We start from the raw sequence: 22,596 nt of genomic DNA, 5'->3' as shown, positions 1-22,596 counted from the left end.
TGTTACGGGGTGAGGTGGAGAGCATCATCTACATGCTTAATGATAATTATTTGTATTTGTTAAACAGTGGCTTAAGTAAATTTAATTGCTTTTTTATGCCAGCTTGATGACAATGATTCGGCCCAAACATTGATAGGAATAAAAATGCTAGCACAAACAATGATTGATCAATTAAACGCTCAAATTAATGTTGAGTTCTTCTCTTCAAACCTATACCTGCAGATGAGTGCATGGTGTGAAGATAAAGGCTTCGAAGGTGCGGCTAAGTTTATGCGCGCTCACGCAGAAGAGGAGATGCAGCATATGCACCGCCTGTTTACCTATGTCAGTGAAACGGGTGGCATGCCGTTACTCGGCGCTATTGAGGCTCCGCAGTCAGAGTTCGCATCTCTGTTGGCGTTATTCGAATACACCTACGAACATGAGCAGATGATCACCGGCAAGATCAATGCACTCGCTCACGCTGCGTTTACTAACCAGGATTATTCTACCTTCAACTTCCTTCAGTGGTATGTCTCTGAGCAGCATGAAGAGGAGAAGCTCTTCAAGTCGATTGTCGATAAGATCCGTTTGGTAGGTGAAGATGGCAAGGCCCTGTTCTTTGTTGATAAAGATCTGGCTCAGATGGCTATCGAAGAGTCTGGCAGTGTCATGACTCCGGCGGGTGAGTAGTCTGTCTACAGGCTAGCGGCTTACGCCAGCAGCCTTGCCTGATTTGGCGCCGTCGCTTAATGACCGGGGAGCAGATTTTCTGCTCCTTTTTGATCGTGAGAAACTCGCTTTCTTCTAGAGCGCCGAGCAGAGCTCCTGTTCAAGCTCTTGCGCAGGCTTGAGGTTGTCGACTAGTAATCCGGACAGTTCATTGAGAGGGCGCGGCCGGGAGATCAGGTAGCCTTGGCCGAAATCACACCCCAGCTTCTGCAAGAACTCCCACTGCTCTTCTGTTTCTATGCCTTCGGCAACGAGTCTTAATCCCAGGCTCTGTCCCATCATCACAATTGCTTTAATCAGATTCGCGTCAGATTGACGCTCTAACATGTTATCGACAAAGCTCTTATCGATCTTAATGACCGAGATTGGAAAGCGCTTGAGGTAGCTTAGCGAGGAGTATCCGGTACCAAAGTCGTCGATATAGATATCGACACCGAGATCCCGAATGGCCTCGAGTTTCTGCTGACAAAGTTCGGTGTCATCCATCAGCATGGACTCTGTTATCTCAAGATGCAGGTATCGAGGAGCGATCTTGTGCTTCTGTAACATGCTGCTCAGCAAGCAACTGAAGGAGGATTGATTGGAGTTGATAAGCTGTCTGCCTGAGACATTGATCGCCATGTTGATTTTAAAGCCGGCAGCATGCCATTGGTTTAGATCTGTGAGTGCTTGCTGTATTACCCATTCACCTATGGGTTCGATGAGCCCTGTCTCCTCGGCAACGGGAATAAACTTGTCAGGCGAAATGAGCCCGTATTTTGGGTCGCGCCAGCGGATAAGTGCCTCAACGCCGACTATGGTTCGATCGGTCAGATCGACAATAGGTTGATAGAACAGGCAAAACTCCTCCTGCAGAACGGCCCGTCTCAGCCGCTGCTCAAGCTGAACACGCTCTAACATATTGCTGTTCATATCGGCGGAGAAGTAGCGGTAGCTGTTACGGCCGTCACCTTTCGCCTGATACATCGCCGTTTCGGCATTCCGGGTTAACAGCTCCCCGTCATCACCGTTTTCCGGGTACAGGCTTACGCCAACGCTGGCAGAGATCATAAGTTCATTATTACTGAGCCCGAAAGGTGACGAGAGGTGGTTGATAACTCCCTCAACGAACTGGCGCACCTCACTCTTGTGCTTCACATTTGAGAGTATGATGACGAACTCATCGCCACTGAGACGGGCAACGAAGTCATGCTTACCCAGGATTGACTCTAATCTCGCGGCGACCAGACATAGCAGCTCGTTACCGACGGAGTGACCATAGATGTCATTGGTATATTTAAAGCGATCGAGATCGATGAAGAGAATAGCCAGTTGCTGAGACTGCTGCCTGGCAACTGACATCTCCTGCTGAATTTTCAGCGTATATTGATGCCGGTTTGCCAGATTCGTGAGTGGGTCATAATTGGTCTTATACCAGATATCCTGTTCATACTTCTTTCTGTTACTGATATCGAGAAAGAGGCCTATGTGGTGGGTGATCTCTCCCGCTTCATCTCTGACGACCGTGATAGCTAAATATTCGGGGTAGACCTGACCGTCTTTACGTTTGTTCCAGATCTCTCCCTCCCATTTATCCACCTCTTTCAGCGATTTCCACATGGCGTCATAGAAATGATGAGGCTGTTGGTTCGAGTTTAATATCGATGGGTTTCTGCCTTTCACATCGTCCAGGGTGTAACCGGTTATCTGGGTAAATGCGGGGTTGATTAGCTCAATATGGTTATCTCTGTCGGTAACCATGATCCCCTCTGCCGAGTAATCGAATACGGCCGCAGCCAGACTGAGCTGACGGTTAACCTTGAGGCGCTCTTTTAGCATAAGGTTAAGTGCCTGGGACATTTGTGCTATTTCGTCATTGCCTCTTACCGGCACCATCAGCTCCAGATGAGGATCGTGGGCCATCTTCTGCATATCCCGGGCGATGCTCGCAATGCTACCGACCAGGTTTCTCATCATGCTACGCCCCAGAAGGAGGAGCAGAAAAGTCGTGAACAGGGCTGTCAGGAGTCCTATCACAAGGTAGATGATCGCCAGATTTTTTTGCTGGGAGCAGAGTTTAGCTATTTCTGCCGTTATCACCGAGCTGACCCTGTGCAGGTGACTGATTCGTTCGCTGGCAACTTGCCACCACTCCTCACTGTCGACACTCGGGGCCTGATACTGAAGGAGTGATAAAGCATTGAGCATAGGCTCATCGTTTATTCTAACCCGGCTATCTTGTTCCTGTATCGTGATCCCCTGCCGTTTCAGTAATCTTAACTGCTCAATCTGAATCCGGTAATCATTAACTGTCTCTGCTATCTGTTCGATTGCACTATGTTGGCTATCGGTAAGGTCGGAGTGCTGTTTGAGCCTGACCAGCTGAAAGTTAATCTGTTTCAGATTGCGGTTGAAGCTATCCAGGTACTCCTGTTCACCTCTGAGGAGATAGTTTTTGAAGTCATGAATTAACCCGCCATAACCCATAGACACACTCATCTCCTGCGCCTGTTCGATCACCTCAATCTGAGTCTTGACATGTTGGCGCATAACGAGATAGTCGAGATTAGAACTGCTGGCTAATAACTCTTTGATTAACAGCTTGTTTTCATCGGTCGCCGTCGATAGTAACTGAGATACGGCATTATCTAATTCGTGTTCTATCGTATGTATGCTGATATAGGCGCTGGCTTCCATAAGGTTTGCTGAAAGCAGATGATTCATCAGCCCACGTTCTTTTCCCGCCAGCTCCTGAATCATAAGGACATTGAGCAGGTCATTATAGGCTCTGGCCTGAGGCACATCTTCTGTCTGTTGCTGTAGTTGGGATATAAAAATTAGCAGCTGATGATTAAACTCGGAATAGAAATGGAATGACTCTTTTTCCAATTTTCTGGTGACATCTTCACGGACTGAAATAATCTCATGACTCATGGTTTTTATCTGATTCAGACTGTCCTGCAGAGGGCTTATCTTGTTTTGCTCCTCCTTCATCGCCCGGTAAAGTTGTTCGATAGCCTGACCTGTCAGCAGTTGAGCCAGATGTTGATCGGTATCGGTTCTTTGAGCTGTCAGTCTTTTCTGGTATTTGTCACCGGCACTACCTATATAACCAGCTGAGAGACCTCGCTCTTTTTGTAGTTCGAAAATCAGGTTTTCAACTTTTTGGGTGATCTCGATTGCGAGTGAGTTTTTTTGAGCGGATTGATAGCTGTCAGAGAGGTGTAGCATGCCCATAGAGCCAAACAGGGTCAGTAACAGCATTGGAATTGAAGCAAACAAAATTAACTTTTGTTTTAAGCTAAGCCAATTCATTACTGATGACATTTAAGTGCTCCGTGCCAAAGTTGCTCTACGGTGTTTCAAGAGTCTATTGGGGACCGTAAAATATTGAGTCACGGATAAATATCATAGCTTCATAGATGTGTCATAGTTATTTCATGGAAGTCTAATCTAGGTCACGGTTTTATTTATGGAGTGTCAAAGATTCGACTAAAGCATTATTTTTGTTATATTTATTAATGATAATATATGTGATTGTTTTATATACAGGACAGTGAGGGTTGCCAATAACCATATTATTCATAAGGTTATTGGCGATAAACAAAAAGCAGGGGGTTCTGCTTTTTGTTTAGTGACTATCGTAGCTTTTGGTATAGGGTTAACTGGCTTCAGCCATTAAAGACTTCCGGTATTCGACAATATCTTCGATGGTCAACACGGGAAGATCATGCTTGGCTCCGAAGCTGATGATCTCGGCTAATCTGGCCATGGTGCCATCTGGGTTGGTGATCTCGCAAAGTACGCCGGCTGGTTTCAGACCCGCCAGCACCATCAGGTCGATCGTTCCTTCCGTATGGCCTCGGCGAGTCATAACACCGCCGGGTTGGGCACGTAGTGGATATACATGTCCGGGACGTGCCAGATCTTCGGGTTGGGCGTCATCCGCGATTGCTGCTTTGATTGTCGTAACACGATCGGCGGCAGATACCCCGGTTGTGACTCCCACTTTCGCCTCTATGCTGACAGTAAAGGCGGTACCATACTGGCTCGAGTTATCCTCGACCATGGGAGGAAGTGCCAGATGCTTCACTCTTTCATCGGTAAGGCAAAGGCAAACTATGCCGCTACCTTCACGAATAAGCAGTGCCATCTGTTCATTGGTTAGTGTTTCGGCCGAATAGATGAGGTCGCCTTCATTTTCTCTGTCTTCATCATCGACAACGAGAACACCCCGGCCTTGTTTTAGCGCAGCTAGTGCGGTTTCGACACGCTCGATAGCTGTGCCAAAAGGGGATAGTAATGACTGATTCATGGTTTAAATCCTTAATAAACAACTTTGGGTTTTCCAGAATCAGGGCGTGCAGAAAATGACACCGACATTGCAGATACAGTGAGGGTGTGAAATAAGAGGTAAACTGATCAGACACATTCATTCGCGCACTGAGTCACTCGTTCGAGTGCAGGCCCGCCATAGTGTGTAGCCAGTCTATCTTACATTCTCTTTCATCCGGACTCAGGCTCGCTACCTCGCAGTAGTAAGCTCATTACCGTCGGCTCTGGAGTAGTCAGGCTTACAGCGGCTTTAATAACCGGGCTGAAAACCAAAGGTCACCAGATCTGCTGACCCCAAACTGACCGGTTTCCTTCGAGGGTAACTCTTCGAGGATAATTAAGTCGGTTTGGGCGCTCGCGGGCTTAAGTTTCAGGCTGACCTGAAAGCTATCACCGCCGGTGGGGAGTTTCACCCCGCCCTGAGAATTTACTCGTATATCCGACTGTGGTCAGGATGACGAGCGCAAGCATGGTGCGCTTCTTTTATACAAATGACAAGCGACAAAACAGCAAATGTGAACTTAGATCTGTATTTAAAACGATAATCGGATGTCGTCGAGGGGGAAAGTTTCATCAAAATATGGGCCATCGGCTTAGCTAACCTTATTGAAAACAGCTATCCGATTGCTTTACTCTCATTGACTGTATTGTTTTATTCACTGCAGAGTAGCCTGCTTGCTCTGTTTTATCGCCGGGTTTTATCCATATACCCGGCCAGGGCTCTATGTTCAATGGAAGGTGAAGGTATAGCCTGACAAGGATGTGTATAATCTTTATGACTTATAAATTATTTTCGAGTTTTCTCCTATTAACCCTATCCGTTGGATGCACCTCTATGACGCCTGCCGATTCTGTTCGTCCCCCTATTGCCGAGAAAATACCTACCGAGATGAATCTGCATGGTATTAAACGTATCGATAATTACCACTGGTTAAGGGATGATGCCAGGAAAAACAGAAAGGTGCTGGAACACTTAGCGGATGAAAATCGATACACGAAAGCACAATTTTCCGCTTTGGAGGGGTTTAAACAGACACTGTTTGATGAGCTTATTGGTCGTTTAGATAAAGATGAGTCGAGTGTCCCCTATCTTTGGCACTCTCATTGGTACTCCCGCCGTTATAAACCGGGTTTTGAGTATCCCCTGGTGATACGGCAAAGCGAACCCAATGGTGTCGAAACACTGCTACTGGATGTTAATCTTCGCGCCGAAGGTCATGATTTTTACGGCCTTGGTGGGGTGTCGGTGAGTCCGGATGAATCGATTATCGCTTTCGGGGAAGATACCTTAAGTCGCCGTATCTATCGGGTTTATTTTAAAGATATCGCCAGCGGGAAATTATTAGAGGATGAGTTAAGCGGAACCGATGGCCACGTCGTGTGGGCTAACGATAGTAAGCACCTGTTCTATATAGCCAAAGACCCAAAAACGCTTCTGGGGTTTCAGGTTTTTCGTCATCAATTGGGGACGCCACAATCAGAAGACATCTTGGTATTCGAGGAGAAAGACGATAGTTTTTATATCTCTCTGGGTAAGTCACTCGATGAATCCAGAATTACCCTGTTCAATGAGAGTACGACTACGAGCGAGGTATCGGTCCTCGATGCCGATATGCCTTTGGGTGAGTTTAAGCCCTTGCTGGCACGAGAGGAGGGGCATGAATACTCGGTCGCTAAGCTGGGTAGTACCTACTACATCCTGACCAACTGGAAGGCAGTTAACTTTCGCTTGATGAAGGTCGGTGAGACAGAGTTCGGCGATAAGCAGATGTGGCAGGAGGTCATTGCCGGAAGTGAACAAGACCGTATCGAAGACTTTCTCCTGCTGGAGAAGTTTTTAATTGTGCAAACCCGTGAGCATGGGGTGAGCCATCTTAGGGTTTTCCCGCTGGCTTATGATGACGAAAGTGATATTTGTCGGGACGGAAACGTTGAGGGCGAGCCTTTTGAGATCCCGTTTCATGATCCGGCCTATGTGGTGGGTCTGGATATCAATGCCAGACAGGGCAGTGATAAGTTAAGGCTCTACTACTCCAGTCCTACTACACCTGAGTCAATCTACGAGTATGACCTGACTAATCTGCCGACGCGAACCCTACTGAAGCAGGAGAAGGTCTTAGGAGGATTTGAAAGCGAAGCCTATCAGGCGGAACGGATTTTCATTACTGCAAGAGATAACACCCGGGTGCCGGTCACCTTAGTCTACCGTAAGGATACCTTCGAGAAAGATGGTACCAATCCGCTCTATCAATATGGATATGGTGCCTATGGGCATACGATCGAGCCCGACTTTGACAGCTCGGTGTTAAGTTTGCTGGATAGGGGCGTTGTATATGCGATTGCCCATGTTCGTGGTGGGGAGATGTTAGGCAGACCATGGTATGACGATGGCAGAATGTTGAATAAACAGCATAGCTTCGATGACTTCATCGACGTGACCAGAGGATTAATTGAGCAAGGCTACGGTGATAAGAAGCGCATTGTTGCCGCCGGTGGCAGTGCCGGAGGCTTGTTGATGGGAGGCGTGATAAACCAGGCTCCGGAACTTTATTTTGCCGTTGCGGCCCATGTGCCATTTGTCGACATAGTAACGACAATGCTCGATGAGTCTATCCCGTTGACGACCAATGAATACGATGAGTGGGGGAACCCCAATGAGAAACCCTACTTTGACTACATGCTCAGCTATTCCCCCTATGATCAGATCAAGCATCAAGCCTATCCTCATCTGCTGGTGACGACCGGACTTCATGATTCACAGGTGCAGTATTTTGAACCTGCAAAATGGGTCGCGAAACTCAGAGAATATAAGACTGACAACAACCAGCTACTCTTTCATATCGATATGGAGGCGGGCCATGGCGGCAAGAGTGGCCGATATCGAAGGTATCAGGATACGGCTCAGGAATATGCCTTCCTTTTAGGCCTGCTGGGACTTAACGAGGTTGAGGCTCGATGAGTGAGCCTATGTGGTTCCTGTATATGATCCAGTGCGCCAACGGCTATCTCTATACCGGGGTGACACTGGATGTAGAGAGACGCTTTAAGGAGCATCAAACCGGTGGGCCCAAAGCCGCAAAATTTTTGCGTGGAAAGGGGCCTTTGCTCTTAGTGTATAACGAGGCGGTAGGGACCAGGTCTGATGCCTTGAAAAGGGAGATTACAATTAAACGTTGGCCCAGGGCTAAAAAGCTTGCCTTGATCAGTTAGGGTTATGAAAACCTCTGCTCGCCCTATTTGTCGGGAGAAGATAGATCCAACTTCTTTTACCTCGCTGATATGTCGCTCCATCATATTGTTTCATTAAACAATCTATAATTTATAAGCTAGATTGTTTAATCATTATGGGGCTGAATTTAGATATTCTGACCAGTATCTTCACACTTCTTTCACTTCACTCGATGTAATCTTTTGTAGTTGTGACTCTTAACTCCTGCTTTAACTTCTACTTGAGCTCAAACGTGAGGAATATGATGATGCCGCTGACAAAACAGATATGCCAACCAGACTCTCATCGAACAGAACTTCAGGGGGCGGGGTTCCAGTGGCTCCTGTATGGGCTACTGATACTGCATTTTGCCACCCTAATTTATGACCGATATGAAGAACTGGCGACTAAGGTTAAGAGTAAAGCCATGACCAGGGGCAAGAGATAGGGCGAGTGGATAGCTATAGCTGAGGGTGGGCAGGGGCTAATTGGGACAATGTAACATTGCCCGGCTTAGCCACCCGCGCCGGGAAGACTATTTGGTGTCGGCTGCGCCTTAATGCATGCTGACCGGACCATCTATCTGATCGAAACTGACATCACCCGAGCCGGAGTCTATGATGTTTAACCCCTTAGTATTGACGACATCTATGCTACCGGAGCCATCATCTATGGTTACTTTTCCCAGTACGTTCTTTACTGAAAGGCTGCCGGAACCATCATTTATGGTGATATCGCCGTTGACATCTTCTATCTCAATGGAGCCAGAGCCATCATCCAGTTGGATCTCACCATCGACATTTTTCAGAGTAATACCACCGGAGCCATCTTCTATATCAAGGTTTTTTCCGCCCAGTATAGCAATACTGCCGGAGCCGTCATGAAGCTTAATATCTGCATCAACGCCTGAAATATCTATGCTGCCGGAGCCATCATCAATATCCATCTTCATCTGTGACGGAACTTTCAGTACCAGATCCATGTAGGGGGAGTTTCCGAAGCTCACATTAGAGTCGAAATCGGCAATCAGATGCGCCTTCGTTCCTTGACGCTCGAGGGAAAGTTCAGCATCTACACCATCTCGGGTGTAGATATCGGCTTCGATTGTTATATGGGTTAAGCCATCTACTCCCTTGATTTCGAGCGAACCAGCTCCTGTTTCTGCAACCAGAGCATTGAGTTCACTGGCATCGAGTTGGATGGACCTATGTTGATGTTCAAGTGGGCTCATATCGGCACCATTAACATTAATGATGCATCCGGAGAGGGATAAGCTTAATACAGTGGCAAAGAGAGCGGGACGCATGATCATCTTGTTATTCCTTTTAAAATCAAAGTTATTCTTATTTGATTGCATTGAGTTTGCACAGGTCAATTAGCATTGTTTGTGCCAATTATGTATCTATTTGTTTTATTTGTGTTTTGCTTGTGTTGTTTTGTTTCTCTTCTTTAGGTGTTAGCTTTTATGCTCAAAAGGTAGGGAGCTTGACCTATGGAGTTGGTGAATTTTCTCAACTCGATAGTGATGGGATACGCAGCAATTAAGAGAAGAGGGTTGAGATGGATTACCTGGCTATAAATAAAGCCGCCTGGGATAAGCGTACCAGTGTTCATGTGGGTTCGAAGTTTTATGATGTTGAAGGGTTTCTGGCTGGAAATAGTTCCCTGCAAGAGATAGAGCTGAGTGAGTTAGATGTAAAGGGCAAAAGCTTACTCCATCTTCAATGCCACTTCGGCTTAGACACCTTATCCTGGGCACGGGAGGGTGCCGAGGTCACCGGAATCGACCTCTCCTCGACGGCGGTAGAAAAAGCGGCAGAGCTTGCCAGGCAGATAGAGGCCGAGGCTGAGTTTATCTGTACCGATGTATACAGTACCCCTGAAAAAGTTGCTCGTCAGTTTGATATCGTGTTTACCTCATATGGCGCCATAGCCTGGCTGCCGGACCTGGATAGGTGGGCGCGGGTGGTGAGCGACTGTTTAAAGGCTGGTGGACAGTTTTATATGGTAGAGTTTCATCCATTGGAGGCGCTGTTCGATGGCTATAGTTATTTTGCCCAGAAAGAGCCGGATATAGATGAGGAGGGAACCTATACAGAGAACTGTGATGGTGAGATAAATACCTTGATGAGCTGGCCACATCCCATCTCCGAGGTGTTAAATGCCCTGATGAAAGCCGGACTGGAGTTAAAGGCTTATAATGAATTTGATTTCAGCCCCTATGACTGTTTCGAGGGCTTGACCGGGAGCATCCACGACTCGGTGTCGGGCGAGAAAGTTATACGATACAGGATGCAGCATAAGCAGCAGAATATTCCCCTGTGCTACTCTGTCTCGGCGAGAAAACCTACCGTTCAGGATTAACAGACAAGCCAAGCATCGAGGCTCAATTACCGGGGCCTCAACCATATCTGTCACTACTGCTCGTTTCACCGGCCTGGGTTTTGTCTATTTGAGTTTTGGGTCTAAGCTAAAAATAGTCACCTGTTTTGCTGTTTGTTGCTATGAGAATACTCTTCTGCTGGGTTCTGGTATCACTGCTTTTTTCCCCTTTCCCCTCGTCTTCTGAAGAGGTGATAACCGTTTCGAAACGAAACACCGGCGATGATGCCAGTTATGAGTATTACATCGATCTTATTAACAAGGTTTTAAGTCACACTGAAGCTGAATTTGGTGAGGCTATGGTCGTTGAATCGAGTCTCTCAATCTCGCAAAAGCGAGCCTTTAGTGAGCTCAACCAAGGCAATATCGACCTGTTCTGGTCGGGGACAAATACTCAGCGGGAGCGGGATTATCAAGCAATTCGAGTCCCTTTATTCGGTGGGCTGCTTGGGATGAGGGTGCCTGTTATTCGGGCTGAGCAAGTTCAGGAGTTTACTCAGATCGTGATGGCCGGGCAACTAAAGGCCCTGATTGCCTGCCAGGGCGATCATTGGCCCGACTCGGATATATTAGAAGATAACGGCTATCGGGTCGAGCGGGTGTCAAGGTTTGAGCTGATGTACAGCATGCTCAGGCAGGGGCGTTGCGATTACTTTCCCCGTGGGTTGCCTGAAGTATATGCTGAGGTTGAGCAAATAGGAGCGAGCGATCTTGTCGCTTTTGACAGTATACTGCTGAGCTATCGGTTTCCTATGTATCTGTTTGTTAGTAAGGATAGCGATCGGCTTGCCGTAAGGCTGGAGCAGGGGTTGCTTGAACTTGCAGAAACCGGGGAGTTAAAGGCCTTTATGGAGCGGCACCCTGTTACGCGGATGCTTTTTCCACTGTCTCGGTACAAAGGCGCTAAGATATTTGTTTTGGAAAACCGCTCACTATCAGCATCGACTCCCCTTAATAATCAAGCATTATGGTTACAAGTGCCACCCGACTGAAATACCAGCCAGTCATGGTGGCACCTGCTGTTTACCGCAGGCTTATCGTTGCCTTAATACGGGGTAGACCTGATATTGCTCGTCGAAGTAGGGGCTTCTTTGATAGAACCATCGCAAACGCGCCTTGGGGTCAGCGGCGAAGGCCTGATCTTTGAGCGCTTCATTAAATTCAACCTGTAATTGCGGATTTTCCCGAAGCATCTGAGCAGCCAAAGGCTCAACGGCATAGTTTTCTATGTATTCCGTTCTGGTAAATATGGGATTGAAAAAGCCCCATTGCAGCAGGGAGTCCGGAGATTGAGGTTCAAGTAGCAAGATGGCCAGGTCGCCAAGGGGTTGTCGGGTATCTATCCTGACTGTGCCTGCAGGTAACAGGGTATCGGTGGAATGGAGCACGGCTTTAGCTTTTACCCTTTGTCGCCCCTCGTAGTCCTTGCCGGAAAACTCTGGCTGACGAAGCCGGTATTGCTCGACATTTAATTGAGTAGGCTCATCTAACCGGGTCATGCGTATACCATGGATATCGAGTCGCTCGATAACCTCGCGCCACTGTGGTGGTATGTAGTAGGCACTGGGACGCTGCACCCGAATGTCTGCCATTGAGTTACCTATGACAGGGAGATCGGGGTATAGCTTAGGTTCACCAGTCCAACGTACGACCTCATTACCGCTGATAGGACTCTGTTCTAACCGGTAACTGATCCCTTTAAAGTCCCAACCCTCCTCCTGCTGCTGTTTCTTCCAGGTCAGGGTGAGTTGTGGTGGGTAGCTGTATCTATCTTGCTTAATGGCTGATCTGAGCTTAGTCGATTGGTTGCCAACTGTTTCAAGCGTTGCCTCCAACATGACATAGGTACCGAGAACCCGCTGCTTGAAGGGTTTCAGGCTGTGGTTTTCAATTAATATGGTCGGCAGGTGACGGGCATCGCCATAACCATTTGAATATCTGGGGCTGGGATTCCACAGAGACATGCCTTTGGTGATATCCGTGTTATCGATTGCAAATACCAACTGACCCGGAACATGCCCTTGCGCTGAAAGTGCGGCTTCTATTGCCGGGCGATACTCCTGTTCGAGCCAGCGATAACTGGCGGGGCTGAGTCCCTGTGGCTGGTTGTAACCAAAGGTGACATCATACTGGTAATCTATGCCATCGGTAACATGTACATCGATATACAGATCCGGTTGCCACTCATTGATGGCGCGCAGCATATGCTGCATCTCCAGTGCGTCTGCCTTGGCATAATCCCGGTTCAGATTGAGGTTTTTCGATGTTGTGCGCCAGCCCATATTGACAGGTCCGCGTTGATTGACCCGGTTATATTGTGTAGAACGTTCATGGCCATCAACACTGAAAATGGGGACGAACATTAGGTTAACCTTATCCAGTAGAGCACCTTTATCACCGATGATGATATCTCTCAGCAGCATCATACCGGCATCTTTTCCGTCGATCTCTCCCGAATGGATGCCAGCCTGCACCAACACACTGGGCTTGCTGTTTTTTCTGAGAGTCTCGGGGGTATTGGCCCCCTCTTCAGAGGCTATGATCATCCAGATGTCCCTGCCCTGAGGGCTCTTTCCCAGGCTGATCTTCTTTAGCTTATCCGTTTGTGCAATGAGCCTATCGAGCCAGGCGAAGGTTTCGTCATAGCCTGGGCTGGTCTTGAGTCCATTTTGTTCGAAAGGTGTGGCCCATTCATCTTCGGCACTGAGTAACAGGGCCTCACTACTGCCATGCCACTCGATAGTTGGTGGCAATATGCTGTCGTTGATATAGGTGGTTGCTATTTGGGGCACAGCTGCTTGAGAGCTGACTTCATCGTCAGCCAGAACGCTGGAGCTTGAAAGGCTGACTAAGATGGCGGCTGATAAGTGCTTAAAACACATGTCGGGTACTCATTATTGGTTTTATTATTAGCCGGATATCTTTCATTAAATAACTAATGAATACAATAGGCGCGGTCACGTAATGGTTGATTTGCTATCTCTTTGAATGGATAACTCCCTGTGATTTATGGGGAGCTGCAGTTGAGGTCATTCAGATCTCAGCCAAGAGAGAATGAGTGAAAGTTGAGCCTAATTCTGTTCAACAAGTTCACTACTGCATCAATAAGTTTCGCTATAATGCCTGTCAGAGAGGCAGGAGAACATGATGAAAATGATTCCGCTATTAAATCATCCCAGAATTGACAGGTGATGTGTTTTGAACGTGAACACATCGCCACATACAAGCGTTCCGTGGCAGAGGTAACTTAAGAAATTATATTAAGAGAAAATTGTCATGACAAAAAAGCACTGGTCTAAATTTCAGCTGTTGCATGAAGTTGTACGAAACAAGAATATTCATATCAAGGGCACACATAGTTATTACAGCGATTGCTGGGATAATGGTTTCGAAGAGTCTGTGATCCGTTACCTGTGCGGAGATCGTGAGGGTGAAAACAGGGAGCCAAATTGGCATATCGATCAGCTTTATATCGGTGACTATGTCTGCATTGCCGCCGAAGTGGTGATTCTTATGGGGGGCAACCATAACCACAGGGCTGACTGGTTCTGTTTATACCCCTTCATGGAATATATCGAAGAGTCTTACCAGGGTAAGGGGGACACGCATCTTGGAGATGGTTGCTGGTTGGGGATGCGAGCCATGGTTATGCCGGGTGTGACCATAGGTGAGGGGGCTATCGTCGCCGCTAACAGTATTGTCACCAAAGATGTTGAACCCTATAGCGTGGTGGCGGGAAGTCCTGCAAAGCTGGTCAAGTATCGTTTCAACCCAGAGCTCATCGGCGAGCTATTGGCACTGGATATCTACTCCTGGCCCCGGGAGAAGTTTGATGACTTAAAGCGCCACCTCTGCAGCGATGATATTGATGCGCTGAGAGACGCGGTAAAGGCTTACGGCTAGGACACCGATAAAAAAATCCCGGTCTGGGTGAGCAGGCCGGGAATGTTGTTTTAATCTTCAATCCAAATGGGGTGGTACATTCAGGCTAAGCTTTTGGTCCAGCGTTCTTAATCGAGTCAGGTACCTGATACTTAGTGAAGTTATCGGTGAAGCTCTCGGCGAGCTGCTGGGCATACTCTGCATACTTAGCCTTGTCTTCCCAGGTGTTTACCGGATTGAGCAATTTTGTCTCAACACCGGGAATAGCCAGAGGAACATTCAGGTTCAGCTTAGGTAGATGCTCTGTCTCGACCCCCTTTAGATCGTCATTGACGATGGCATCTATGATGGCTCGGGTCGTTGGAATATCGAAACGCTTACCGATCCCGTATGGGCCGCCGGTCCAACCGGTATTGACCAGATAGACCTGACTACCGAATGACTCGATACGCTTCATCAACAGCTCGGCGTAAACGCCTGCGGGGCGAGGGAAGAAAGGTGCGCCGAAACAGGTTGAGAAAGTAGATTGAATCGCAGAACTCGATCCCATCTCAGTAGAGCCGACCTTAGCCGTGTAACCCGACAGGAAGTGGTAGGCAGCCTGCTCCTTGGTGAGGATAGATACAGGAGGCAAGACACCCGAAACGTCACAGGTTAAGAAGACAACCGCATGGGGTTCATTGCCTCGGTTCTCCTCTTTACGCAGTTCGATATGCTCCAGTGGATAAGCGGCGCGACTGTTCTCCGTAAGGGTCGAGTCGGTGTAATCGGGAATACGATTCTCATCCATGGTGACGTTTTCCAGAACGGTTCCGAAGCGGATCGCATCCCAGATAACGGGCTCATTCTTCTGGCTCAGATCGATACACTTGGCGTAACACCCCCCTTCGATGTTGAAGACACCGCCAGGTGCCCAGCCATGCTCGTCATCGCCGATGAGAAAGCGCTTAGGATCGGCCGACAGCGTGGTCTTCCCCGTGCCTGACAGGCCGAAGAATAGGGTTGTATCGCCCTGGATCCCGACGTTAGCCGAGCAGTGCATAGGTAGCACGCCTTTTGCCGGAAGCAGGAAGTTTTGTACCGAAAACATAGACTTTTTCATCTCACCGGCGTACTTAAGGCCGGCAAGCAACACCTTGCGTTCGGCAAAGTTGATGATCACGGTAGCATCGGAGTGAGTAGCGTCTCTTTCCGGTAAGCATTCAAAGCCCGGCGCATTCATTATCTGCCAGACAGGTTTATCTGCAGCGTTAAACTGCTCCGGTACGATAAAGAGGTTGCGGGCAAACAGTTGATGCCAGGCAGTCTCGGTGGTGACCTGTACCGGTTGGTAGTGTTCAGGATCTGCGCCTACCTCCAGCTCTGAGACAAACAGCTCTTTGTCACCCAGATAAGCTTCGACTCTGTTCCATAGTGCGGTGAAGGCATCTTGCTCGAAGGGTTTGTTGACCGGGCCCCAATCGATATCTGCTTCTGAGCCGGGCTCTTTAACGATGAAGCGATCGTTAGGCGAACGACCGGTGCGTTCACCGGTTTTTGCCACTAGAGCACCGTTTGCAGTCAGTTCACCTTCGCCTCGTTCGAGAGCAAGTTCAATGAGTTGTGCCGTTGAGGGGTTTAGGTGGGTACGATCTGTTCCATCCGCCATTTGTAGGGTCTCCATGTTTAAGGTCGGAATTATTTGTCAGTCTTTGCTGACTTGTATTTTTATTCTGAAAAACCGGCGTCTTGATGCGCTGAAACGTGATTGTAACTTAAGCAGATATGAATGTGTGAGGAAGATCGTGTTTTTAATCAAAAAAAGAGGGCGCTCACAAGCGCCCTCCCGAATTTCACTATGAGATAGTCGTGGCTACTGTTTCGTTTCAGGTGCCTGGGTGTTGTTGAAAATTGTTTCAACATCAATTGAATCGAAGTGATATGTGGTGTTGCAGTACTCACAGCCCATCTCAATCTTGCCCTGTTCGGCGATGATCGCATCGATTTCAGCTTTCGATACGGTTCTAATCGCTGAGGCGCTGCGCTCTCTGGAGCAGGTACATGAGAAAGTCACTTCGATGGGGTCAAACAGTCGAACCTCCTCCTGATGATAGAGGCGGTGTAACACCTCCTCGGCCTCCAGGTCGAACAGCTCTTCGGCCTTAACTGTGGCGGTAAGCTGCTCTAGGTGTTCAAACTCGGCGTTATGATCGGCTTCACTCGGCAGGATCTGCAGCAACATACCGGCCGCCTGTTTACCGTTGGCGAACAGAGATATTTTAGTGGGGAGCTGCTCCGATTGAGTAAAGTACTCTTCCAGACATGCCGCAAGAGAATCCTTATCCAGTGCTACAACACCCTGGTAGCGTTCGCCTTTTGTTGGGGTAAGCGTGATAACCATATGCCCCTTTCCAAACAGTTGCTGCAGGTCGGCACCCTGGGCCAGTTCACCGTCCCAGCGTGCAACGCCTCTGAGCTGCTGAAGGTTGTTGCCGTTAATCACTGCGAGTGAGACCGGGCCGTCACCTTGAAGCTGAACACTGATATCACCGCTGAACTTAAGTGTTGCCGTCAACAGAGATGTTGCGGCCATCAGCTCACCCAGCAACTCCTGGATTTGAGCCGGGTAGGTATGAGCCGAGAGGATCTCCTGATAACTCTTCTCAAGTTGTACCAACTCGCCACGGACGTCAGCATTTTCAAATAGGTAGCGGTGCAAATTGTCTTTACTCATTTATCTCTCAATCTCACAATGTCATTCGGTATAAAACTATTCTGTTGGTGTTTAATATATGGCCTTTTATCGCGACTTCAATGGTGAACTCGATATTAACTCCCCTTGAAGCGGATTAATTGTCGGCGCTGCTTCTTATCCGGCTTATGGTCCGGAGCCGGGTTATTCAGTACATTTAAGCGCCTCGCCTCAGCATAGGTCTCTCTTTTAGCAATGCTTTCAGGCGTTTCCTGGTACAGAGTTTGTGCAAATGTTGCCTTTTGACGCTGATCTGACAGTTTTTTTATAACGACCTCTTTTTCGTCATAACCTTGCCGTAGTTTGATCACTGCATCCAGTTCGGCAATTTTACTGGATTTTGTACGCTGCCCATTGTAGTGAACCTTGCCACCATTAATCATCTCTTTTGCGATGGCACGGGTCTTATAGAAGCGTGCGGCCCATAGCCATTTATCCAGACGGACGGCTTTTGGTTGTTCGGACGACTTACTCATCGAGTCTCCATAGTGAAATTAATGATGGGCGACTTCACATGCTGGGTAATAAAATCGCTTTTTAGTCTTGTGATCACCTAATATAGCGACCAGCTTCACACCCTTTTAAGGCGCGTAAAGTTAGCATATTTGGCCTATTTTCGCCAATTAAGCAGGTGTTATGGGCTTGTTGCCATTAGCAGTGTGGGTTAGCATGAGTCACGACATCCTAAATTATCTTAAGCAGAACAGAGACCTGTACAGAGGGTCCACTCAATATGGATTTATTAGATAAAGTTATTAGTAAGGCTGCGGGAATACCGCATAAGCCTTTGAGTTTGGCGGCTTTTTGGGTCGGTTTATTAGTAACCATCTACCTCCTGGCTCAGATCACCTGGAAGCTGGTTCCGGCTTCTGATTCACCATCAAACTGGCAACCTACTCCGGTTAGTCACAGTTCGGCTGGCCGTGTCAGTATCTCTGGTTTGAAGGAGTTGTCTCTGTTCGGTAGGGCCGAATCGGGGGCAGAACAGCCTAAAATTGCACCAGTTGAAGAAAAGATCACCGACGCACCTAAAACCTCACTCTCCATACAATTGACCGGGGTTGTGGCGTCCACAGCTCAACAGCATGGGTTAGCAGTCATTGCCTCCGGTGGCAGTCAGAACACCTATAGTTTAGGTGATAAAATTAGAGGTACCTCGGCCTCGCTGAAAGAGGTTTATGCGGATCGCATTATCATAACTAACAGTGGTCGCTATGAGACCTTGATGCTGGATGGACTAAAATATGAGACCGGTGGTAAGGCGAATCAGCAGTTGCAGCGAGCCAAGTCGTCGATGGGTAAGGTCGATAAGAGAAAAGATAAGCAGGTTGCTAAGGAGCTGGTGAGCTCGAGAGATGAGCTGTTAGCCGATCCGAGTAAATTGACCGACTATCTGGCAATCTCTCCGGTAAAACGTGGTGGTGAGCTCCAGGGCTACCGCTTGAATCCCGGAAAAGATAGAGAACTATTCAAGAAGGCTGGTTTTAAGGCTAACGATTTAGCGAAATCAATAAACGGCTATGATTTGACTCAGATGAGTCAGGCATTGGAAGTAATGGCACAACTACCTGAATTAACCGAGATCTCTTTGATGATCGAACGGGAAGGGCAGCTGGTTGAGATCCTGTTCAGTCTGCCGCAATAAAAAGGTTTTAGGGGAAGTAAACAAATGAATAATAAGAAAATTCGTCACAAGCTTATCGCAGGCGTGGTGATGGGAGCCTCACTCTTAGCTCCTCAAATCGCTTGGTCTGAGCAGTATGCGGCAAATTTTAAAGGGACTGATATTCAAGAGTTTATCAACATAGTTGGTAAAAACCTGAATAGAACCATCATCGTCGACCCAACGGTTCGCGGCAAGATCAACGTACGTAGCTATGATCTGCTGGACGATGAGCAGTATTATCAATTCTTCCTCAATGTGCTTCAGGTCTATGGCTATGCGGTCGTAGAGATGGACAACAATATCATCAAGGTGATCAAGGATAAGGATGCTAAGACCGCATCTATCCGGGTTGCCGATGATGATAAACCCGGCTTAGGCGATGAGATGGTGACACGCATCGTTGCCCTCTATAACACCGAAGCCAAGCAACTGGCACCGTTGCTTCGTCAGCTCAATGATAATGCCGGTGGCGGTAATGTCGTTAACTATGACCCATCCAATGTATTGATGATCTCGGGCCGCGCGGCCGTGGTAAACAAATTAGTTGAGATCGTGCGCCGCGTCGATAAGCAGGGTGACACAGAGGTTCAGGTGGTCTCTCTCGAGTTTGCATCTGCGGGTGAGATTGTACGAATTATCGATAGCCTCTACCGTTCGACCGCCAATAAGTCACAGCTGCCGGGACAGGCGCCTAAGGTGGTGGCGGATGAGCGGATGAATGCGGTTATTGTCAGTGGTGATGAGAAGAGTCGCCAGCGTGTGGTGGCACTGATTAAGAATCTGGATGCCGAGCAGGCCAGCATGGGCAACACTAAGGTGCGTTACCTGCGTTATGCCAATGCCGAAGATCTGGTAGAGGTGTTGACCGGTTTTGCCCAGAAGCTGGTCGATGATAAAGATGGTGGCGCGCAGGCGGGCGGCAGTAAGCGTCGTAATGAAATTAACATCATGGCCCATACCGATACCAATGCTCTGGTCATCAGCGCCGAGCCTGATCAGATGCGCACCATAGAGAGTGTCGTCAATCAGCTGGATATTCGCCGTGCACAGGTACTGGTAGAGGCTATTATTGTCGAGGTCGCCGAGGGTGATGATGTCGGTTTCGGCGTGCAGTGGGCCACGGCTTCCGGTGGTGGTACTCAGTTCAACAACTTAGGCCCGACAATCGGCGAAATCGGTGCCGGTATCTGGCAGGCCCAAGAGAAAGATGGCACCAAGGTTTGTGATTCAAATGGTACCTGTACAACGAACCCGGCCACTCAAGGTGATATCACCCTGTTGGCTCAGGCCCTGGGCAAGGTGAATGGTATGGCGTGGGGCGTGGCCATGGGCGACTTCGGGGCGCTGATCCAGGCGGTCTCCAGCGATACTAAGTCGAATGTTCTGGCGACTCCCTCTATCACCACACTGGATAATCAGGAAGCCTCGTTTATCGTCGGTGATGAGGTGCCTATTTTGACCGGTTCTACCTCGAGCTCGAATAACAACAACCCGTTCCAGACGGTCGAGCGTAAGGAAGTCGGGGTTAAGCTTAAGGTCGTGCCGCAGATCAACGAAGGCACTTCGGTTAAGTTAACCATCGAGCAGGAGGTGTCCGGTATCAACGGTAAAACCGGCGTCGACGTGACCTTCGCGACCCGTCGTCTGACCACGACGGTTATGGCCGATTCGGGTCAGATCGTCGTCCTGGGCGGCCTTATCAACGAAGAGGTGCAGGAAAGTGTGCAGAAGGTGCCTTTCCTCGGTGATATCCCGGTTATCGGTCATCTGTTCAAGTCATCTTCCAGTGGCAAGAAGAAGAAAAACCTGATGGTATTTATCAAGCCGACCATTATCCGCGACGGCATCACCATGGAGGGCATCGCAGGGCGTAAGTATAACTACTTCCGCGCACTGCAGCTTGAGCAGCAGGAGCGTGGTATCAACCTGATGCCAAACAGCGAGGTGCCTGTACTCGAAGAGTGGAGTCAGTCTGATTATCTTCCTCCCGAGGTCAACGATATTCTGGAACGTTACAAAGAGGGCAAGGGGCTGGCGACTAATATGCGCGAAACCGATCCGGCCCTGAAGACGATCTCCGAGAGCAAAGAGAAAGATCAGCAAGAGAACTCAAGCGAAGAGAAAGATGATGAGTGAGATCCAAGCTTCTCAGAATGATGAACTGGCTCAAGTGACAGGTGAGCTGGGACTGGCGGCAGAGAGTGAAAGCGATGAGGTGTTTCACTCGACGAGTAAGGAGCGATTACCCTTCGCCTTTGCGCATCGCTTCGAGGTGGTGCTCGACAGTGTCGGTGAGCAACCGCTTACCCTATACCATACCGATGCTACGCCGGTTGAAGCCCTGCTCGAGGCGCGCCGTTATACGGGGCAGGAGTTACCTCTTGTTCAGCTGGCGCCGGACGAGTTTGAAGCCAGGTTGACTCAGGCCTATCAGGCTAACTCATCTGAGGCTCAGCAGCTGATGGAAGATATCGGTAATGAGATGGATCTGTTTACTCTGGCCGAGGAGCTGCCTCAGACCGAAGATCTGCTTGAAGGTGATGATGACGCACCTATCATCAAGCTAATCAATGCCTTACTGTCGGAGGCGATTAAAGAGGAAGCCTCGGATATCCACATCGAGACCTATGAGAAACAACTTGTCGTGCGTTTCCGTGTCGACGGTGTACTCAAAGAGGTGCTCAAGCCGAACCGTAAACTCTCGTCACTTCTGGTTTCACGTATTAAGGTGATGGCACGTCTGGATATCGCCGAGAAGCGTGTGCCTCAGGATGGCCGTATCTCGTTACGTATCGCCGGCCGCGCCGTCGATGTGCGTGTATCGACAATGCCGTCCAGCCATGGCGAGCGTGTGGTACTGCGTCTGCTGGATAAGAATGCGGGTAACCTGGACCTGGTTCAACTGGGTATGACAGAGCAGGTGCGTATTCAGTTCGATGAGCTGATCCGTAAGCCTCACGGTATCATCCTGGTCACCGGACCTACGGGCTCGGGTAAGAGTACGACTCTCTATGCCGGTTTGACCGAGCTTAACTCTAAAGATACCAATATTCTTACCGTCGAAGACCCTATCGAGTATGAACTCGAAGGAATTGGTCAGACTCAGGTCAACACTAAGGTCGATATGACCTTTGCCCGCGGACTGCGTGCGATTCTTCGTCAGGATCCCGACGTGGTCATGATTGGTGAGATCCGTGACCTGGAGACGGCGCAGATTGCGGTTCAGGCATCGTTAACCGGTCATATGGTGCTGTCGACTCTGCATACCAATACCGCATCGGGGTCGATTACCCGATTACAGGATATGGGGGTCGAGCCTTTCCTCGTCTCCTCGAGCCTGTTGGGAGTATTGGCTCAAAGACTGATTAGAACCCTGTGTTCCGACTGTAAGTCTGAGCATGTGCCGGATCAGAGTGAGCGCGCGCTGCTGGGCATCGATGCCGACGACAGCCGGGTGATATATCGTGCTCAGGGCTGTAAGGCTTGTGGTCACAACGGTTACCGTGGACGTACAGGGATACATGAACTTCTGGTGGTCGATGATGATGTTCGTGAGCTTATTCATACGGGCCGCGGTGAGCTGGCGATTGAGAAGCATATTCGTCAGTCGACGCCGAGTATTCGTCATGACGGTATGGGTAAGGTACTTGCAGGGATCACAACGCTTGAGGAAGTGTTGCGTGTCACCCGCGAGGAGTAACA

At 48.8% G+C, this 22,596-nt stretch carries 17 protein-coding genes and 1 riboswitch; of the genes, 10 read left to right on the top strand and 7 right to left on the bottom strand.

What is annotated here, in order from left to right:
- The first annotated feature begins 144 nt into the window (after positions 1-144).
- The gene (ftnA, locus tag Q1B47_RS15915; protein WP_299795617.1) at positions 145-672 is read left to right on the top strand and encodes a non-heme ferritin; all 528 of its coding nucleotides are present in this window, start codon (positions 145-147) and stop codon (positions 670-672) included.
- Between the two features lie 114 nt (positions 673-786).
- On the opposite strand, the gene Q1B47_RS15910 is transcribed toward ftnA, so the two are convergent.
- Together Q1B47_RS15910 and ribB are read right to left on the bottom strand one after the other, a co-directional pair.
- On the bottom strand, positions 787-4,017 hold the full coding sequence (locus Q1B47_RS15910) for an EAL domain-containing protein (protein ID WP_299795615.1): 3,231 nt from the start codon (positions 4,015-4,017) through the stop codon (positions 787-789).
- A 334-nt stretch (positions 4,018-4,351) separates the two neighbouring features.
- Positions 4,352-5,005, bottom strand: a complete 654-nt coding sequence (gene ribB, locus Q1B47_RS15905; RefSeq protein WP_299795613.1) for a 3,4-dihydroxy-2-butanone-4-phosphate synthase — start codon at positions 5,003-5,005, stop codon at positions 4,352-4,354.
- A gap of 179 nt (positions 5,006-5,184) precedes the next feature.
- Positions 5,185-5,456: riboswitch (FMN riboswitch) on the bottom strand.
- Between the two features lie 404 nt (positions 5,457-5,860).
- Between ribB and Q1B47_RS15900 the strand changes: the two genes are divergently transcribed.
- From Q1B47_RS15900 to Q1B47_RS15890, 3 genes are all read left to right on the top strand, one after another.
- Positions 5,861-7,984: a S9 family peptidase gene (locus Q1B47_RS15900; protein ID WP_299795611.1), complete on the top strand. Its 2,124-nt coding sequence runs from the start codon at positions 5,861-5,863 to the stop codon at positions 7,982-7,984.
- Positions 7,981-8,235, top strand: coding sequence for a GIY-YIG nuclease family protein (locus Q1B47_RS15895; protein ID WP_299795609.1), 255 nt, complete (start codon positions 7,981-7,983; stop codon positions 8,233-8,235). Before Q1B47_RS15900 ends, Q1B47_RS15895 begins: the two co-directional genes overlap by 4 nt.
- Before the next feature lie 266 nt (positions 8,236-8,501).
- Positions 8,502-8,681, top strand: coding sequence for a hypothetical protein (locus tag Q1B47_RS15890; RefSeq protein WP_299795607.1), 180 nt, complete (start codon positions 8,502-8,504; stop codon positions 8,679-8,681).
- Between the two features lie 108 nt (positions 8,682-8,789).
- Here Q1B47_RS15890 and Q1B47_RS15885 read toward each other — a convergent pair whose 3' ends face one another.
- Complete coding sequence (locus Q1B47_RS15885) at positions 8,790-9,545, bottom strand: hypothetical protein (protein ID WP_299795605.1); 756 nt, start codon at positions 9,543-9,545, stop codon at positions 8,790-8,792.
- Between the two features lie 248 nt (positions 9,546-9,793).
- On the opposite strand from Q1B47_RS15885, the gene Q1B47_RS15880 reads away from it, so the two are divergent.
- Both Q1B47_RS15880 and Q1B47_RS15875 read left to right on the top strand, forming a co-directional pair.
- Complete coding sequence (locus tag Q1B47_RS15880) at positions 9,794-10,597, top strand: class I SAM-dependent methyltransferase (RefSeq protein WP_299795604.1); 804 nt, start codon at positions 9,794-9,796, stop codon at positions 10,595-10,597.
- A gap of 140 nt (positions 10,598-10,737) precedes the next feature.
- A complete protein-coding gene (locus Q1B47_RS15875; protein ID WP_299795601.1) occupies positions 10,738-11,607 on the top strand; it encodes a transporter substrate-binding domain-containing protein in 870 nt (289 codons plus the stop codon).
- A 42-nt stretch (positions 11,608-11,649) separates the two neighbouring features.
- Here the strand turns inward: Q1B47_RS15875 and Q1B47_RS15870 are convergent, their stop codons facing one another.
- Positions 11,650-13,497 carry a M14 family metallopeptidase gene (locus Q1B47_RS15870; protein ID WP_299795599.1) on the bottom strand — a complete coding sequence of 616 codons (1,848 nt, stop codon included), beginning with the start codon at positions 13,495-13,497 and terminating at the stop codon, positions 11,650-11,652.
- Between the two features lie 394 nt (positions 13,498-13,891).
- Between Q1B47_RS15870 and Q1B47_RS15865 the strand changes: the two genes are divergently transcribed.
- Complete coding sequence (locus Q1B47_RS15865) at positions 13,892-14,518, top strand: CatB-related O-acetyltransferase (RefSeq protein WP_299795597.1); 627 nt, start codon at positions 13,892-13,894, stop codon at positions 14,516-14,518.
- Positions 14,519-14,603: 85 nt separating this feature from the next.
- On the opposite strand, the gene Q1B47_RS15860 is transcribed toward Q1B47_RS15865, so the two are convergent.
- The 3 genes from Q1B47_RS15860 to hslR all read right to left on the bottom strand — a co-directional run bounded on the left by Q1B47_RS15860 (position 14,604) and on the right by hslR (position 17,704).
- Entirely contained in the window at positions 14,604-16,145 is a 1,542-nt protein-coding gene (locus Q1B47_RS15860; protein WP_299795595.1) for a phosphoenolpyruvate carboxykinase, read from the bottom strand.
- A 204-nt stretch (positions 16,146-16,349) separates the two neighbouring features.
- Positions 16,350-17,210, bottom strand: a complete 861-nt coding sequence (hslO, locus tag Q1B47_RS15855; protein ID WP_299795593.1) for an Hsp33 family molecular chaperone HslO — start codon at positions 17,208-17,210, stop codon at positions 16,350-16,352.
- Between the two features lie 95 nt (positions 17,211-17,305).
- Positions 17,306-17,704, bottom strand: coding sequence for a ribosome-associated heat shock protein Hsp15 (gene hslR, locus Q1B47_RS15850; protein WP_299795591.1), 399 nt, complete (start codon positions 17,702-17,704; stop codon positions 17,306-17,308).
- Between the two features lie 257 nt (positions 17,705-17,961).
- On the opposite strand from hslR, the gene gspC reads away from it, so the two are divergent.
- The 3 genes from gspC to gspE are packed head-to-tail and all read left to right on the top strand — an operon-like array spanning position 17,962 to position 22,594.
- A complete protein-coding gene (gene gspC / locus Q1B47_RS15845) occupies positions 17,962-18,873 on the top strand; it encodes a type II secretion system protein GspC (protein WP_299795589.1) in 912 nt (303 codons plus the stop codon).
- Between the two features lie 24 nt (positions 18,874-18,897).
- Positions 18,898-21,030 carry a type II secretion system secretin GspD gene (gene gspD, locus Q1B47_RS15840; protein WP_299795587.1) on the top strand — a complete coding sequence of 711 codons (2,133 nt, stop codon included), beginning with the start codon at positions 18,898-18,900 and terminating at the stop codon, positions 21,028-21,030.
- Positions 21,023-22,594 carry a type II secretion system ATPase GspE gene (gspE, locus tag Q1B47_RS15835; protein WP_299795585.1) on the top strand — a complete coding sequence of 524 codons (1,572 nt, stop codon included), beginning with the start codon at positions 21,023-21,025 and terminating at the stop codon, positions 22,592-22,594. Before gspD ends, gspE begins: the two co-directional genes overlap by 8 nt.
- The last annotated feature ends 2 nt before the right edge of the window (positions 22,595-22,596 follow it).

Origin of the sequence: uncultured Shewanella sp., assembly GCF_947501225.1 — a bacterium.
Classification (GTDB): Bacteria; Pseudomonadota; Gammaproteobacteria; order Enterobacterales; family Shewanellaceae; genus Shewanella.
This window is presented reverse-complemented; position numbering and strand designations above follow the sequence as displayed.

What these genes read in the sequence shown, in the direction of transcription:
- Q1B47_RS15885 (WP_299795605.1), bottom strand. Translation starts at nt 9,545, where the DNA reads ATGATCATGCGTCCCGCTCTCTTTGCCACTGTATTAAGCTTATCCCTC.
- gspD (WP_299795587.1), top strand. Translation starts at nt 18,898, where the DNA reads ATGAATAATAAGAAAATTCGTCACAAGCTTATCGCAGGCGTGGTGATG.
- Q1B47_RS15860 (WP_299795595.1), bottom strand. Translation starts at nt 16,145, where the DNA reads ATGGCGGATGGAACAGATCGTACCCACCTAAACCCCTCAACGGCACAA.
- Q1B47_RS15910 (WP_299795615.1), bottom strand. Translation starts at nt 4,017, where the DNA reads ATGTCATCAGTAATGAATTGGCTTAGCTTAAAACAAAAGTTAATTTTG.
- Q1B47_RS15870 (WP_299795599.1), bottom strand. Translation starts at nt 13,497, where the DNA reads ATGTGTTTTAAGCACTTATCAGCCGCCATCTTAGTCAGCCTTTCAAGC.
- gspC (WP_299795589.1), top strand. Translation starts at nt 17,962, where the DNA reads ATGGATTTATTAGATAAAGTTATTAGTAAGGCTGCGGGAATACCGCAT.
- ftnA (WP_299795617.1), top strand. Translation starts at nt 145, where the DNA reads ATGCTAGCACAAACAATGATTGATCAATTAAACGCTCAAATTAATGTT.
- hslR (WP_299795591.1), bottom strand. Translation starts at nt 17,704, where the DNA reads ATGAGTAAGTCGTCCGAACAACCAAAAGCCGTCCGTCTGGATAAATGG.
- hslO (WP_299795593.1), bottom strand. Translation starts at nt 17,210, where the DNA reads ATGAGTAAAGACAATTTGCACCGCTACCTATTTGAAAATGCTGACGTC.
- Q1B47_RS15890 (WP_299795607.1), top strand. Translation starts at nt 8,502, where the DNA reads ATGCCGCTGACAAAACAGATATGCCAACCAGACTCTCATCGAACAGAA.
- ribB (WP_299795613.1), bottom strand. Translation starts at nt 5,005, where the DNA reads ATGAATCAGTCATTACTATCCCCTTTTGGCACAGCTATCGAGCGTGTC.
- Q1B47_RS15895 (WP_299795609.1), top strand. Translation starts at nt 7,981, where the DNA reads ATGAGTGAGCCTATGTGGTTCCTGTATATGATCCAGTGCGCCAACGGC.
- Q1B47_RS15875 (WP_299795601.1), top strand. Translation starts at nt 10,738, where the DNA reads ATGAGAATACTCTTCTGCTGGGTTCTGGTATCACTGCTTTTTTCCCCT.
- Q1B47_RS15865 (WP_299795597.1), top strand. Translation starts at nt 13,892, where the DNA reads ATGACAAAAAAGCACTGGTCTAAATTTCAGCTGTTGCATGAAGTTGTA.
- gspE (WP_299795585.1), top strand. Translation starts at nt 21,023, where the DNA reads ATGAGTGAGATCCAAGCTTCTCAGAATGATGAACTGGCTCAAGTGACA.
- Q1B47_RS15880 (WP_299795604.1), top strand. Translation starts at nt 9,794, where the DNA reads ATGGATTACCTGGCTATAAATAAAGCCGCCTGGGATAAGCGTACCAGT.
- Q1B47_RS15900 (WP_299795611.1), top strand. Translation starts at nt 5,861, where the DNA reads ATGACGCCTGCCGATTCTGTTCGTCCCCCTATTGCCGAGAAAATACCT.